The sequence below is a fragment of the Xenorhabdus doucetiae genome (genome assembly GCF_000968195.1).
Taxonomy (GTDB): domain Bacteria; phylum Pseudomonadota; class Gammaproteobacteria; order Enterobacterales; family Enterobacteriaceae; genus Xenorhabdus; species Xenorhabdus doucetiae.
Map to the genome: position 1 here is coordinate 564334 of NZ_FO704550.1, position 14222 is coordinate 578555.

General features: G+C 49.3%; 7 protein-coding genes and 1 CRISPR repeat array. Of the genes, 3 read left to right on the forward strand and 4 right to left on the reverse strand.

Annotated elements, in window-relative coordinates:
- Positions 1–43: 43 nt before the first annotated feature.
- The 4 genes from casB to XDD1_RS02820 form a co-directional block, all read right to left on the reverse strand.
- Positions 44–637, reverse strand: coding sequence for a type I-E CRISPR-associated protein Cse2/CasB (casB, locus tag XDD1_RS02805; RefSeq protein ID WP_045968484.1), 594 nt, complete (start codon positions 635–637; stop codon positions 44–46).
- A complete protein-coding gene (casA, locus tag XDD1_RS02810; RefSeq protein ID WP_045968485.1) occupies positions 630–2246 on the reverse strand; it encodes a type I-E CRISPR-associated protein Cse1/CasA in 1617 nt (538 codons plus the stop codon). Before casA ends, casB begins: the two co-directional genes overlap by 8 nt.
- Positions 2243–4990: a CRISPR-associated helicase/endonuclease Cas3 gene (locus XDD1_RS02815; RefSeq protein WP_045968487.1), complete on the reverse strand. Its 2748-nt coding sequence runs from the start codon at positions 4988–4990 to the stop codon at positions 2243–2245. The genes casA and XDD1_RS02815 overlap by 4 nt, the downstream gene beginning before the upstream one ends.
- A 64-nt stretch (positions 4991–5054) precedes the next feature.
- Positions 5055–5441 (reverse strand): bleomycin resistance protein, encoded by a 387-nt coding sequence (locus tag XDD1_RS02820; RefSeq protein ID WP_045968489.1) that lies wholly within the window; start codon positions 5439–5441, stop codon positions 5055–5057.
- Positions 5442–5781: 340 nt separating this feature from the next.
- Positions 5782–10695: direct repeats of the CRISPR family, unit length 29 nt; unit sequence CGGTTTATCCCCGCACTCACGGGGAACAC.
- A 355-nt stretch (positions 10696–11050) separates the two neighbouring features.
- On the opposite strand from XDD1_RS02820, the gene gntR reads away from it, so the two are divergent.
- The 3 genes from gntR (at position 11051) to gntU (ending at position 14194) form a co-directional block, all read left to right on the forward strand.
- The gene (gene gntR / locus XDD1_RS02825; protein ID WP_045973307.1) at positions 11051–12046 is read left to right on the forward strand and encodes a gluconate operon transcriptional repressor GntR; all 996 of its coding nucleotides are present in this window, start codon (positions 11051–11053) and stop codon (positions 12044–12046) included.
- Between the two features lie 256 nt (positions 12047–12302).
- Entirely contained in the window at positions 12303–12860 is a 558-nt protein-coding gene (gene gntK / locus XDD1_RS02830; protein ID WP_045968491.1) for a gluconokinase, read from the forward strand.
- On the forward strand, positions 12857–14194 hold the full coding sequence (gntU, locus tag XDD1_RS02835) for a gluconate transporter (RefSeq protein WP_045968493.1): 1338 nt from the start codon (positions 12857–12859) through the stop codon (positions 14192–14194). The genes gntK and gntU overlap by 4 nt, the downstream gene beginning before the upstream one ends.
- Positions 14195–14222: the final 28 nt, after the last annotated feature.

A 14222-nucleotide genomic window follows, 5' to 3' on the forward strand; every position in this document is an offset into this window, starting at 1 on the left:
TTCCTTATGGTAAAAAATCATGCCGGATGAAAAAGATTTCGGGTTATTTCGCGGCCTTGTAGTAATCCATTGCCCATTGCACCGGGAGGCGCTTATTGGCGCGATGTGGCCTTGTCTGGTGGTGCTCTCGCATCCACTGTTCAATATCTTTGACGAGGGATAACACGGAAACCTGACCGTTGAGTTGTTGCAGAATGCGCCGCAAGCGCATGATGAGTTCATCAGGCGTTCTGGCGGCCTGTAATTGGGCAAAACGCTGGGGGCTGACAATTGACTTGTCATTGTCTGCTCTGGTGCCCGCGGCAGTTGCCAGATTGGCGTCGGTATTGGTTTTTACATACACCAACGTCATGGCAATCATCGCCCAAAGTTTCAGGGTTCTCTCTTCAGCTTCTTTATGTATTTTTTTGTTTTCATTGGTTATTTCTTCGGGTTCTTTGATCTTTTCTTCCGGTAAACTGAACCAAAGTGCCCGAAAACCCTCGGTAAAGATCACGGCGTTAATTTCCTGACAACGCTTTAATTGCGCCTTATAGACCCTCGGTGCCGGGCGGATATCTTTTTCCTTCAATTCGTCGGGGGATAAAAACATGCTTTCCCACCAGCGCAATAAGCGGCTTTTGCTCAGGTTATTCATTGATAACCGCCTCCTTCTTCTTCTTGGATGATTGAGTTTCGATCTTGTGCTCTGCCATAAATGCCTTGATATCTTTCGAACCCATCAGCCACCGGGTCAACATTTGCCGTGCCTCGATTTTTTCCAGTAACTTTTTGGGATCGGTGTTTTCTGACAGGACAAATTCATCAAACAGATCAAAACAGGTATTTCTGAGTTGGTAGAGCCAGATTTTGGCTTCCTCTGTGGATAACGAACAGGCCGCGTGCCGGCTGCTGACAATCTGTTGCACTGCGTTAAAGAAGGCCGCATGGGTGCGTTGATAGAAAGCGGCATCAATAAACGACATATCACCTTTTACGTCATTTGGGCGATGGAACCATGCGCTTTTGATTTGCGTGCGGCATTGGGTGAGTGCATGGGCAGAAAGAGATTGCAGGGTTTTGACCCGCCGGAAAATGGCCGCTTTTTTCTCAATAGGCATGAAAAACAACAGCAAAGAAGCGGAATACCAACCACGGGCTTTCATGTTGTCCATGTCGTAACCAAACGCCCATAACCGTAGGAGCGAATGCTGTTTGTCAGCAAAATAATCATTGAGCAAATTAAAATGATCGACCACCCGAGCGGCCTCCTGACCCTCTTTATTGTCGGAAAAAGTCAGGCTATCCCAAATCTTATAGGTAATACCGCCGGGCTGCCCTTTGATGGAAAGGTGTTCTTCATCCGCTTTTTTCGGGTTCCAGCGATAGGGGGTTAAAGGGTGCCGCCAGCTCCCCGCATAATTGTTGCCGTAATTTTGGCTGCGATAGGTAGAAACCGATTGCTGGGTGGATTGCCCGGTTAGCTGGCAAATGGCGGGTTTATCGGCTATTTCCAGCCGGATGCGCCGTGGCATCGCCCAGTACATATGCAGTTCATGCACATGATGGGCGTAGATTTCTGTCCCTTTTTTCTGGCTGGTCTGGGTTTTCCCCAACCACGGAAAAATATCAGCACTGTTGAGATCCGGCTCCGTGTAACGCCAATCTGCCCGATGAATGACATTCAGCCAGAGTTTTTGCCACAGAGACGCATCGAATGCTTGTGGCTGGATTAAGGTTGTCAGCGGCCCCCCGCCCCGTAACCCAACCCGATGCCCGACACCGCCGGCCGGTGCATTAATCTGTAATGTGAACAAGGCAATAGCGGCTATTTCAGGGGAAATCACTTCACATTGTCCACGTTTAATAAAGTGGTCGGTATTGAGCTTAAGCGTATTGGCGCCCGGCGCTTCGATCAGTAATCCTGAAATCTCCGTGGATTTTGCTCCCTCCAGTGCATCAAAATCCTGCATAAACAGGGGGCCGTCTCCGGTCAGATTAAAAGCATGTTCTACCCGGTTAAAGGCAGTCTGCAAATCTGCCGGCGTCGGGGCTTGTTCATAAAAATCATGCCATGCGTACTTATCTTCCGGCGCAAAAACGGTTTGCAGTAATCCGATGGCCAGTTGGTAGGCCGCTCCCTGAAAATCGGCCCGTGGCAGGGCAAAATCCACCACGGCGGGATCGCAAATGGCGGTCAGGGGCCGTTTTTCTTCGCTGCCATTTCTCATTCTAAACGTCAGCCATGCGTCTTTAACGAGGTTCATAACACCTCCTGCTTAGGATAAAAACCGATGATGGGATCGTAAGTAAAATTAGGGTCATTCTCCGGCAACCAGATAGACAGGTATTTGGCGGATTTGAATCTGTCCTGTAACCGCGCTATCGCCTGAGTCAGTGATTCAGGCATGGGCTGCAACTTATCGGCATATTTGTTTTTGGGGAGTTTGAGGATGCTGAGTTGAACCGGGAATTTTTCATCCTCAACCCATGGTATCAATTCACCGTTTTCAGTCAGTTTGACGAGCAGGACATTGACGGTTTCTTGGTCGCTAAATCGGGTACTAATATCGCAATTATCGTCATACCAGCCGCGAGCACTACGATGACTATATTCGTGGCGTTGCCATTGCAGCACTTGTGACCGTGCCACGGCGTCCTTACTCCGGCCTTCCGCTATCGCGTCATCATCCCTGAATTTGAGGGCATCGGGGATTTGCTCATCGGCATCTTCGCCATAAACCGCTTCAATCAAGGTTCGCGCCTCAGCCGGAATGCGAATGGCACCCAAGCGCCGGAGTTCACGCAAGCCAAGCCATAAACGCCCGGCTGAACGATAAACATATTGCGTATTGCGGAAATTTTGGCTCAGCCAATCGGTTTTGGGTTGTTCATCCCATGCTGGCGCGTGGAGATATAATTCAGGTGCCGGGCGACTGTCAATAATACCCGGCTGATATTCTCCCTCGGCATTGCGGGTATGGCGATGCAGGCGGCCAACCCGTTGGATCAAATCATCAATCGGGCAGATATCAGCGATCATCACATCGGTATCGGCATCAAGGCTCTCCTGAAAAACCTGCGTGGTAATCAGGATTTTCCCTTGCCGCGCCCCCGGTTTGCTTTTCTTACCAAATGCTTTCAACACCCCATTTTCGATCCGTTTCCGGTCATGCAGAATAAAGCGGCTGTGGAACAGGGAACAATTTTCCGGCTGATCCATCTGCGACTGAATCAGCCGGAAGGCTTGCAGGGCATCATCCACGGAGTTACGCACCCAAACCACGCATTGCCCATTTTGCACCGCATTCAGGGCAATCTGTACGCATTCATCCAGATGATTGACGGTTTTTACCGCGACAGAGCGGCTGACATCCGCACGGCTGCGCAAGGGCGTTTCAATCAGGGGTTCTTCCGGGTCTAACGTGACTTGAGTGGCCAGTGGAAAAGCGGTTTCTTGCAGTTTCTGTGGCGCTATGCCGCCGGCTGATAACCAGATATCCACCAGCCGTTGGCGCTGTTTTAAGGAAAGGGTGGCGGTCAGCAGTATCACCGAACCGCCTTGATGCAGGTGCAGGCTTAACAGGCTTTCCAGCAAAGCAAACATATACTCGTCTGCGGCGTGTACCTCATCAAAAATTAATACCTTGCGATTTAACCCAATCATCCGCAGTGATTGATATTTTCTTGGCAAAACTGCCAGCAATGCCTGATCGATCGTTCCCACGCCCACCGAGGCCAGCAGTGCTTTTTTATTGGAATCGGCCAGCCATTGGTGGCACTGCGCGGTTGCAGTGGTATCGTCTCCGGCGTAATCGCTGTCGTTATGCTCGGAGGTCAGGATGATGTCACGGAAATGATCATTCATCTCGCGTGCACCATGTGCAAGAACAATACTGGGTAGCTTGCCATGCTGAGTATCGAACATCCGATGGTAGTGTTCAGCAATGCGGCCAAACATGGCGTTAGAGGTGGCCATGGTTGGCAGGCCGAAATAGAAGCCATCTGCCGCGCCGGTCTGCATCAGGCGATGAGTCAGGGCAAGGGCAGCTTCGGTTTTTCCGGCTCCCGTGACATCCTCCAGGATAAAAAGCTGCGGGGAGTCATCAATCGGGACTTCCTCCGCCCATTGTTGCAGTGGAGTTGGCGAAAAGCGGTAATAATCTTGAATTGAGGTGTAAGGCGATATCACCGGTGTATGATGGATATCAATGCCATTCAGGGCAATTTGCGCCTGTTTCTGGGCAATTCGCCAATATTCTGCCAACGGAAGGGCTTGGGTTTGATAACGGAAATGATAACTGTCAGAGCCTATCCAATCCGCCAGAACCACAAGGCCGGCAAGTTGCCAGCTTACTTGTTTCAGATTGTGTTGCCAGTCTTGTGACAGCAGTTTTTCCCGTGGCAGACGGGGTTGAAAAAGTTTAAGCAAATCATGGGTAAATACATTTGCGTCATCACTATTTTGGGGGTCAGTGAAATCAACAATATCATTGTGTTTACCGTCATCAATGGGCTTACCATGATGGCCAAGCATACACTGCATCAAGACCATCAGGGTATCCTGAGCATGGTCTTTTTCTCTGAGGGAGAGCGGGTTATTGTTTCCCACCAATGACAGCAGGACATCATCCCGAATATTTCGCCAGAAAAATAATCCCAATTGATCATGCCGGAAATTTCGGGAGTCGTAGGGTTTACGCTGATCAGGTTTAATAAGGTCAGTATTTTCTTGAGAATATAATTGCTGAAATGCCGAGGCAAATTTGCCGAGATCATGCAGCGCCAAAAAGAATGAAAACAGGTTTTGTAATGATTCCGGTGATAGCTGTAAAAAATCGGCCAGATCTTGCGTCAGTTTTTTTTGTGGTGCCAATAATAATTGGCCTACGGCGGCAACATCCAGACAATGGTAGGCCAGCAGATGATAGTTTTCGTCAGAATAGGGATTTTTTTTCGCTTTACCCCAATATCGTGTGAGGTAGCCAGAATGATTGATTAACTCAGGCATGTTTTTTCACCGTGAAATAAAATTTCAACCTGTCTCCATTCATGAAATCGCATTATTGAGGTTGTTATTCGATATATTGGCTAAACCGAAGTAAATAACCATCTGGATCTTGCACAAGGAATTCTCTCTGACAGATTTGAGTGTCGCCTATGCAGTAATAATTATTTTCTGCCGGGCGATAAAGTTCGATGTCATTAATTTTCAGACTGGCGAGAAGTGGGGTAATATCATCAACTTCAATCTGAAAATTAATACCACGCCCTAAAGGCTTATTAAGTTCTCCGGTATTCCAACCTTCATCATGAAATGCCTCCAGCATTAATTGCGCCTCCCCTAAACTTAAATAGGCAAAGTCAGGATCTTCTCGCTGGATTAATACTTCGAACCCTAATATTTTTTGATAGAAATTGAGCGAAACAGAAAAATCGGTCACAGTCAGTTCCGGCACCATGCGATTCCAGTATGTTATTTCTGTTGTGGTGTGAGTGCCCAAGATGTTTCCTTATGTGATTATATTATTTTAAAATAGCGGATCATGTAAAAAGTCAGTTAAATCATTTGCATTAACAACAGATTTGGATAATTTACCCGATTTTCTACCATTTCTTCATTAGGGTAATGTTTTATATGGAATATTGATCACATTTAAAATTATATGGGCGGACAGTAATAAAAATCCTATTGCATCAGAATCTAAATTCTGCTGGTTATTTTTATGACCGCCTTGTAATAATTTCACAATGTTTTTTCTTCTTTTAGGTTATTTTTATCTGCCAAAACTGCAATAATGACGGTTTATCCCCGTGCTTACGGGGAACATACATCCACTTTATAACGTCCACCTTCAAGCGCCGGTTTATCCCCGCACTTACGGGGAACATCTCCACTTCACCAAGCGAGAAAACTATAGATACGGTTCATCCCCGCACTCACGGGGAACACTATTAGTGTTTTTAACCATAAGTTAATTATCGCGGTTTATCCCCGCACTCACGGGGAACACTCAAAGTCGCCGATATCCGCCGCTGCCCGTACCGGTTTATCCCCGCACTCACGGGGAACACGGAGTAGGCGGACGCATTAGACGGTCGCGTTTCGGTTTATCCCCGCACTCACGGGGAACACCCGAGAGAGACCGCCGCTATCATCAGTAAGCGCGGTTTATCCCCGCACTCACGGGGAACACCCTCAACGCCTTGAGCTTTTGCTGATACTCGGCGGTTTATCCCCGCACTCACGGGGAACACTCATAGGCCGAGTTATAAACTGGTCAGTAATGGCGGTTTATCCCCGCACTCACGGGGAACACTTCTCAATGGCATAACGCTCTGCGGCCGTTTCCGGTTTATCCCCGCACTCACGGGGAACACCCTACTGTTAGCTCGACTAATGTCAAAGTGGACGGTTTATCCCCGCACTCACGGGGAACACGGAATAATGGCGATTTTGAGTACTGATAATGCCGGTTTATCCCCGCACTCACGGGGAACACATAACCGATGCCGGCATTACCGAACGGCACGTCGGTTTATCCCCGCACTCACGGGGAACACTTTGTAATTATTGAATCGAGTCTTTATATTCCGGTTTATCCCCGCACTCACGGGGAACACATTTCAAATATTCTGCTCTGGCGATACCCATACGGTTTATCCCCGCACTCACGGGGAACACGGGATGCAATTCTCTGATTACGGTAAGAATCACGGTTTATCCCCGCACTCACGGGGAACACAAAAAGTCAGCTATTTGTTTTAATGTTGAATACGGTTTATCCCCGCACTCACGGGGAACACAATAGAGCCAGTGGGTAGTTTTCCATGATGATCGGTTTATCCCCGCACTCACGGGGAACACTTAAAATGCTTAAAATTTGGCAGGTTTTGATAACGGTTTATCCCCGCACTCACGGGGAACACCTTTCCGTAAATTTGCCATTCTCCCATTCCTTCGGTTTATCCCCGCACTCACGGGGAACACGTGGATATCATTAACCAGAAACACGCAGAAGCCGGTTTATCCCCGCACTCACGGGGAACACTCGTACAAAATTTAATAGGAAATAAATAGATGCGGTTTATCCCCGCACTCACGGGGAACACTGATGCCGTAGGACGGTTGGCCCCTGGTGAACCGGTTTATCCCCGCACTCACGGGGAACACCACCGTGGTACCCAGCACCACCAAATCCAATACGGTTTATCCCCGCACTCACGGGGAACACGGAAATTAAATCGCATATTGTTTCCACGAATGCGGTTTATCCCCGCACTCACGGGGAACACCTGAACAATGCACGGTACAGAAACATATAGCCCGGTTTATCCCCGCACTCACGGGGAACACATGTGCCGTTGCGTACAAAATATTTGAATACGCGGTTTATCCCCGCACTCACGGGGAACACCCCTTCAGCTATAGCATCCTCCACGCTGATATCGGTTTATCCCCGCACTCACGGGGAACACCCAGCCCGGCATATGCTACAAATCGCTGCCAATCGGTTTATCCCCGCACTCACGGGGAACACGTTGAACAGGTAAAAGAAGAAATTACTAATACCGGTTTATCCCCGCACTCACGGGGAACACTCCTCTATAGTTGATTTAAATCGTTGTTTTAACGGTTTATCCCCGCACTCACGGGGAACACAATGATTATCTAAACCACGAACACATAGAATGCGGTTTATCCCCGCACTCACGGGGAACACTAATAGCGCGGGTTGCGCAGTTCGGGGATTTGCGGTTTATCCCCGCACTCACGGGGAACACACAGAATCCTCGTCTACCACAAACTCATCTGGCGGTTTATCCCCGCACTCACGGGGAACACTCCCTTGTTTTTAGTTGCTATCCGTTCGTTCACGGTTTATCCCCGCACTCACGGGGAACACAATGATTATCTAAACCACGAACACATAGAATGCGGTTTATCCCCGCACTCACGGGGAACACATGCCAGTGAGCATAGTAGTTTGTCGCATTGACGGTTTATCCCCGCACTCACGGGGAACACGAACCACTTACGAGTATCAACCCGTAATTTTGCGGTTTATCCCCGCACTCACGGGGAACACCGGATACCATCACTTTGCAAAAACTGACTCGGCGGTTTATCCCCGCACTCACGGGGAACACATACTGATTTGCCCCTTCAATACCAAGACTGCCGGTTTATCCCCGCACTCACGGGGAACACTTTATATCTCTGTATCCATTTAACTAAGGGGACGGTTTATCCCCGCACTCACGGGGAACACAATTTCTGACGCCTCCAGTATCCGTCGCTGGGCGGTTTATCCCCGCACTCACGGGGAACACTTAATGCCCCCGGTTAATACACCTGGCAATGTCGGTTTATCCCCGCACTCACGGGGAACACAGGCAGTGAATGGCTAACCTAAACCAATGTAACGGTTTATCCCCGCACTCACGGGGAACACAGTGATAATAACACTTAGTTATTTTTTGGGTCCGGTTTATCCCCGCACTCACGGGGAACACACTCTCCACTGCTTCATCCGGTTTATTGATCCCGGTTTATCCCCGCACTCACGGGGAACACCACCCCTTCCGCTTTCGCGTGGGCGATAATGTCGGTTTATCCCCGCACTCACGGGGAACACTGCAACCCCCTGAGACATAACCTCAGCGAATACGGTTTATCCCCGCACTCACGGGGAACACCGTGCTTTTAACGTCCACTATCCAATGATGAGCGGTTTATCCCCGCACTCACGGGGAACACGTCAAAATCATTGATAGGATTAATGTCCAGTGCGGTTTATCCCCGCACTCACGGGGAACACATAAACATAACTGGTGGTTCATGGTGGTGTTACGGTTTATCCCCGCACTCACGGGGAACACGATTAAGTAGTGCAATATTCTACTTAGGAAACCGGTTTATCCCCGCACTCACGGGGAACACCGGGACGGGTACACCAACCGGTAACGCTGAGCCGGTTTATCCCCGCACTCACGGGGAACACGTTGCAGATTGCCATGATAATAAATCACGCAGCGGTTTATCCCCGCACTCACGGGGAACACAAAAGTCGGAGCGCCAGTGATAGTAAAAGTTACGGTTTATCCCCGCACTCACGGGGAACACCTGAACAGGATTATGTACGTCTCCTCGGAGAACGGTTTATCCCCGCACTCACGGGGAACACCAGCTTGTACCAACCAGCTAGCCCATGTGTGTCGGTTTATCCCCGCACTCACGGGGAACACCTGAGTAGGCGCGGGAAGCGATACATGAATGCCGGTTTATCCCCGCACTCACGGGGAACACTTGGTTGATGGCTTGGTATGGACGAACACCCACGGTTTATCCCCGCACTCACGGGGAACACTGTTGCAGATTGCCATGATAATAAATCACGCAGCGGTTTATCCCCGCACTCACGGGGAACACTCCAGCGCCTTAATCAGCGCATCCAACTGACGCGGTTTATCCCCGCACTCACGGGGAACACCAGCAAGAGATGCAGAGGGAGAGTTTTATCGTCGGTTTATCCCCGCACTCACGGGGAACACAAACGTATCAATAAACGCCCAGTAAACGCAGACGGTTTATCCCCGCACTCACGGGGAACACGCCATGATAATAAATCACGCAGCTTATCAACTCGGTTTATCCCCGCACTCACGGGGAACACTATATCGGCTAGACCTGGATCATTCATACTATCGGTTTATCCCCGCACTCACGGGGAACACCTCCATGTACATTCTTACCGCCATATCCGCGCCGGTTTATCCCCGCACTCACGGGGAACACGAAGCCAAGTTAGAACTGGTTAGAATGAACATACGGTTTATCCCCGCACTCACGGGGAACACGGAGAAGCTGGAGATGGTCAATAAATATGCTCACGGTTTATCCCCGCACTCACGGGGAACACTCATTGTTCATTAATCGTTTCATTCAAACCCTCGGTTTATCCCCGCACTCACGGGGAACACCATTGTCTTGTTGTATATTTTCCGACATATTACGGTTTATCCCCGCACTCACGGGGAACACTGCATTATCCCCCCTGTTCACTGTGATCAAGGCGGTTTATCCCCGCACTCACGGGGAACACTCAACACGATAACCCACGATATCCGAATTATCCGGTTTATCCCCGCACTCACGGGGAACACATCGGCCTGAACCTGCATCAGCACTACGTCCCCGGTTTATCCCCGCACTCACGGGGAACACACATAAGACACAAAGTCAGCGTTGGAATCCTGCGGTTTATCCCCGCACTCACGGGGAACACATCGACCTCCAGTACAATGGCACCAACATATTCGGTTTATCCCCGCACTCACGGGGAACACGACCAGCCATTACGTTGTTGGTTAAAGTGATTCGGTTTATCCCCGCACTCACGGGGAACACTGGCTACGTGCCAACTCAGAGGTTAGTGAGTACGGTTTATCCCCGCACTCACGGGGAACACTAGAAAAAGTGGATATTAGAAACTGTTGATTTCGGTTTATCCCCGCACTCACGGGGAACACGTAATCCACGCCCTGACTGATGACGCCTGCCACGGTTTATCCCCGCACTCACGGGGAACACACCACCGGGGGAATCGATATCCAGACAAATACCGGTTTATCCCCGCACTCACGGGGAACACGAAAAGCGCGTTCATTTTTGGTGACAGAATATCGGTTTATCCCCGCACTCACGGGGAACACACCAATTTTATCCCACTGTTTTACAACCCCTTTTTAGGGCGAAAAAATTCTACCATCTTTTCCGCCTATAAATCAGGCAAATTTTTTTCTCGAATTAGCCTTTGTAACGCAGGTCACATTTGATCCATATCGACCAGACCAACAAAATGTTGCAGGAATAAAAGGAGAGCGCAGCAAAGGCACAGAGTTAGTGACAGGCGCGTGTGACTCATCACAATTTCAGACCTTGCTGATCAATAAGATGCGAGTATATTGGCATTTTTCACTCAAAAGCGTGTTGTAATGAGGTATAAATGTGTTAAAACCGCAGGTTATTCATTTGTGCCTATCAATAACTGATCGTATTACATTAAAAATGAAGAAAAAACGCCCAGCTTTACAAGATGTTGCAGACCTCGTTGGGGTCACCAAAATGACGGTCAGCCGTTTTTTACGTCATCCCGATCAGGTTTCTGAGGCATTGGGAAAACGAATAGCGGAAGCGGTGGATCAACTGAGTTACATTCCCAATCGCGTACCGGATATTCTTTCCAATTCCACCAGTCGCACAATCGGTGTTTTGCTCCCTTCATTGACCAATCAGGTGTTTGCCGAAGTGATTCGTGGCATCGAGCATGTGACGGATCGCAACGGCTATCAGACCATGCTTGCCCACTATGGTTATTCAGCCCAGAAAGAAGAAGAGCGTTTGCTCTCCCTGCTTTCTTACAATATTGATGGACTGATTTTGGCAGAGCGCACGCACACACCTAAGACGTTGAAAGTATTGCAAACCGTCGGCATTCCCGTTGTTGAATTGATGGACAGTGTGTCGCCTTGCCTGGATATTGCTGTCGGGATCGATAATTTTGACGCGGCGCGTCAGATGACTCTGGCGATGATCGAACGTGGCTGCAAGAATATCATTTATCTTGGTGCACGGCAGGATGAACGGACGTTGATCCGTTTGCAAGGGTTTGAAATGGCAATGCACAGTGCCGGACTGCAAGCGAGAAAAATGATGACGCCCGTTAGTTCCTCCTATTCATTGGGAGCGCAGCTTTTGCAAGAGTCCTGCCAGAAATATCCCGAAGTTGATGGCCTGTTTTGTACGAATGACGATATTGCCATCGGGGCGATTTTTGAGTGCCAGCGACAAGGGATCAAAGTACCGGAAGAAATCGCTGTAGCCGGCTTTCATGGCCATGATATCGGTCAGGTCATGACGCCCAAACTTGCCAGTGTGCTGACGCCTCGTGATCTCATCGGCCGCAAGGCTGCGGAATCCCTGCTTGCCCGTTTGAAAGGAGAAAAACTGGAGCAAACGCTGGTCGATGTTGGATTTACTCTTTCATTGGGCGAGAGTGTTTAACAAATGAAAAATGTTTAGCAGATAAAAGTGTTTAATTTTTGTAGCTCAACATGATGATTTCCCATCTTCAATTGCGATAAACCTCACATTTTCCTTTTCTGGCGATCCTGATTGATTGCTCACCATCCTGTACTGCTGTTAATGTTACCGATAATAAGTTACCGGTAACATTTTGTAGGTGCTATTTCATGGCAAAAATTTTGCAGATAAGTCAAATGGATATCTAAGCAGAAAGATCCGTATAAAGGAGTTTGATATGAGTGATATCCAACAACCAAACCATGTTTTTGTATTGATGGGGGTATCCGGCAGCGGTAAATCCGCGGTTGCCAATGGTGTTGCCCGTGAATTGGGGGCGGCGTTTCTGGATGGGGATTTCCTGCATCCCCGTGCCAACATTAACAAAATGGCACAGGGCCACGCCTTAAATGATGATGACCGTCAGCCGTGGCTGAAGGCACTCAATGACGCCATTTTTGCCATGCAGCGTACCAATCACACCTCTCTGCTCGTGTGCTCTGCTTTGAAAAAAAGTTATCGGGATAGGTTGCGTGAGGGCAATAACCACCTGTCATTTCTCTATATGAAAGGCGATTTTGACTTAATTGAAAGCCGCCTGAAAGCGCGCAAAGGGCACTTCTTCAAACCGCAAATGCTGATCTCGCAATTTGAGACACTGGAAGAACCGGCCAGTGACGAAACCGATGTCCATCACATTGATATCCAACCTGCTCTTGATGACGTCATCAAAAATGCAATTAACGTTATTGAACATATTCAATCCATTGATCGTATTAGTGAGGAGCATTCATGAGTACTGTAACGCTGGTTCTGACCGCCGTCGGCTCGGTTCTCCTGTTATTGTTTCTGGTGATGAAAGCCCGAATGCACGCTTTTATTGCCCTGATGCTGGTTTCCGTGGGCGCGGGGGTTTTTTCGGGAATGCCATTGGAGAAAATCACGCAAACCATACAAAACGGTATGGCAGGGACGTTGGGCTTTCTTGCCGTTGTTGTGGCTCTTGGGGCGATGTTTGGCAAGATCCTGCATGAAACCGGGGCGTTAGACCAGATTGCCGTGAAACTGTTGGGTTGCTTTGGGGAAAAGCGGGCGAACTACGCATTAGGGATTGCCGGTCTTATCTGTGCACTGCCACTGTTTTTTGACGTGGCTGTGGTGTTGTTGATTGGCGTGGTATTTGCGGTTGCGCGCCGCACCCGTGGTAATGTGGTGAAACTGGCGATCCCACTGTTTGCCGGTGTGGCAGCCGCGGCTGCATTTTTGGTTCCGGGACCGACCCCGATGATGCTGGCTTCCCAGATGGGGGCTGACTTTGGCTGGATGATCCTGATTGGCTTGAGTGCGGCTGTGCCTGGCATGTTATTGGCTGGCCCGATGTACGGCAATCTTATCAGTAAATATGTGACGCTGGATTTGCCCAAGGATCTGGGTACCCCCAGTATTGGCAAAAGTCAGATGCCCTCTTTGGGTTTGAGCTTGGCGTTAGTCCTGTTCCCATTGGTGTTGGTGGGTCTGAAAACCATTGGTGCGCGTTTTGTTGATCAACAATCCACGCTATACCAGTGGCTGGAATTTATCGGCCATCCTTTTACTGCGATTTTAATTGCGTGTCTGGTGGCGATTTACGGTTTGGCGATCCGTCGTGGCATGAGCAAAGAAAAAGTCATGGATATCTGTTCCGAAGCGATTCAACCGGCGGGGATTATTTTGCTGGTCACGGGAGCAGGTGGCGTCTTTAAACAAGTGCTGGTGGATTCAGGGGTTGGGCCGGCATTGGGGAATGCGTTGGTCGGGGCTGGTCTGCCCATTGCGCTGGCCTGTTTTATTCTGTCGGGGGCGGTGCGGGTGATTCAGGGTTCGGCCACGGTTGCGTGTTTGACCACGGTCGGGTTGGTTCTGCCGGTGATTAGCGAACTGGGCTATTCCGGTGCGCAAATGGCCGCGTTGTCAGTGTGTATTGCCGGCGGTTCTTTGGTACTTAGCCATGTGAATGATTCTGGTTTCTGGCTGTTTGGTAAGTTTACCGGTGCAACAGAAGCACAGACCCTGAAAACCTGGACGATCATGGAAACCATCCTTGGCACAACCGGCGCGATTGTTGGCATGATCTATTTCGCCATGTTGTGAAGCCTTTTTAAGATATTTCTAACAACGC

Coding starts and splice junctions, on each gene's coding strand:
- XDD1_RS02815 (WP_045968487.1), bottom strand. CDS start 4,990: ATGCCTGAGTTAATCAATCATTCTGGCTACCTCACACGATATTGGGGT.
- gntU (WP_045968493.1), top strand. CDS start 12,857: ATGAGTACTGTAACGCTGGTTCTGACCGCCGTCGGCTCGGTTCTCCTG.
- casA (WP_045968485.1), bottom strand. CDS start 2,246: ATGAACCTCGTTAAAGACGCATGGCTGACGTTTAGAATGAGAAATGGC.
- XDD1_RS02820 (WP_045968489.1), bottom strand. CDS start 5,441: ATGGTGCCGGAACTGACTGTGACCGATTTTTCTGTTTCGCTCAATTTC.
- gntR (WP_045973307.1), top strand. CDS start 11,051: ATGAAGAAAAAACGCCCAGCTTTACAAGATGTTGCAGACCTCGTTGGG.
- gntK (WP_045968491.1), top strand. CDS start 12,303: ATGAGTGATATCCAACAACCAAACCATGTTTTTGTATTGATGGGGGTA.
- casB (WP_045968484.1), bottom strand. CDS start 637: ATGAATAACCTGAGCAAAAGCCGCTTATTGCGCTGGTGGGAAAGCATG.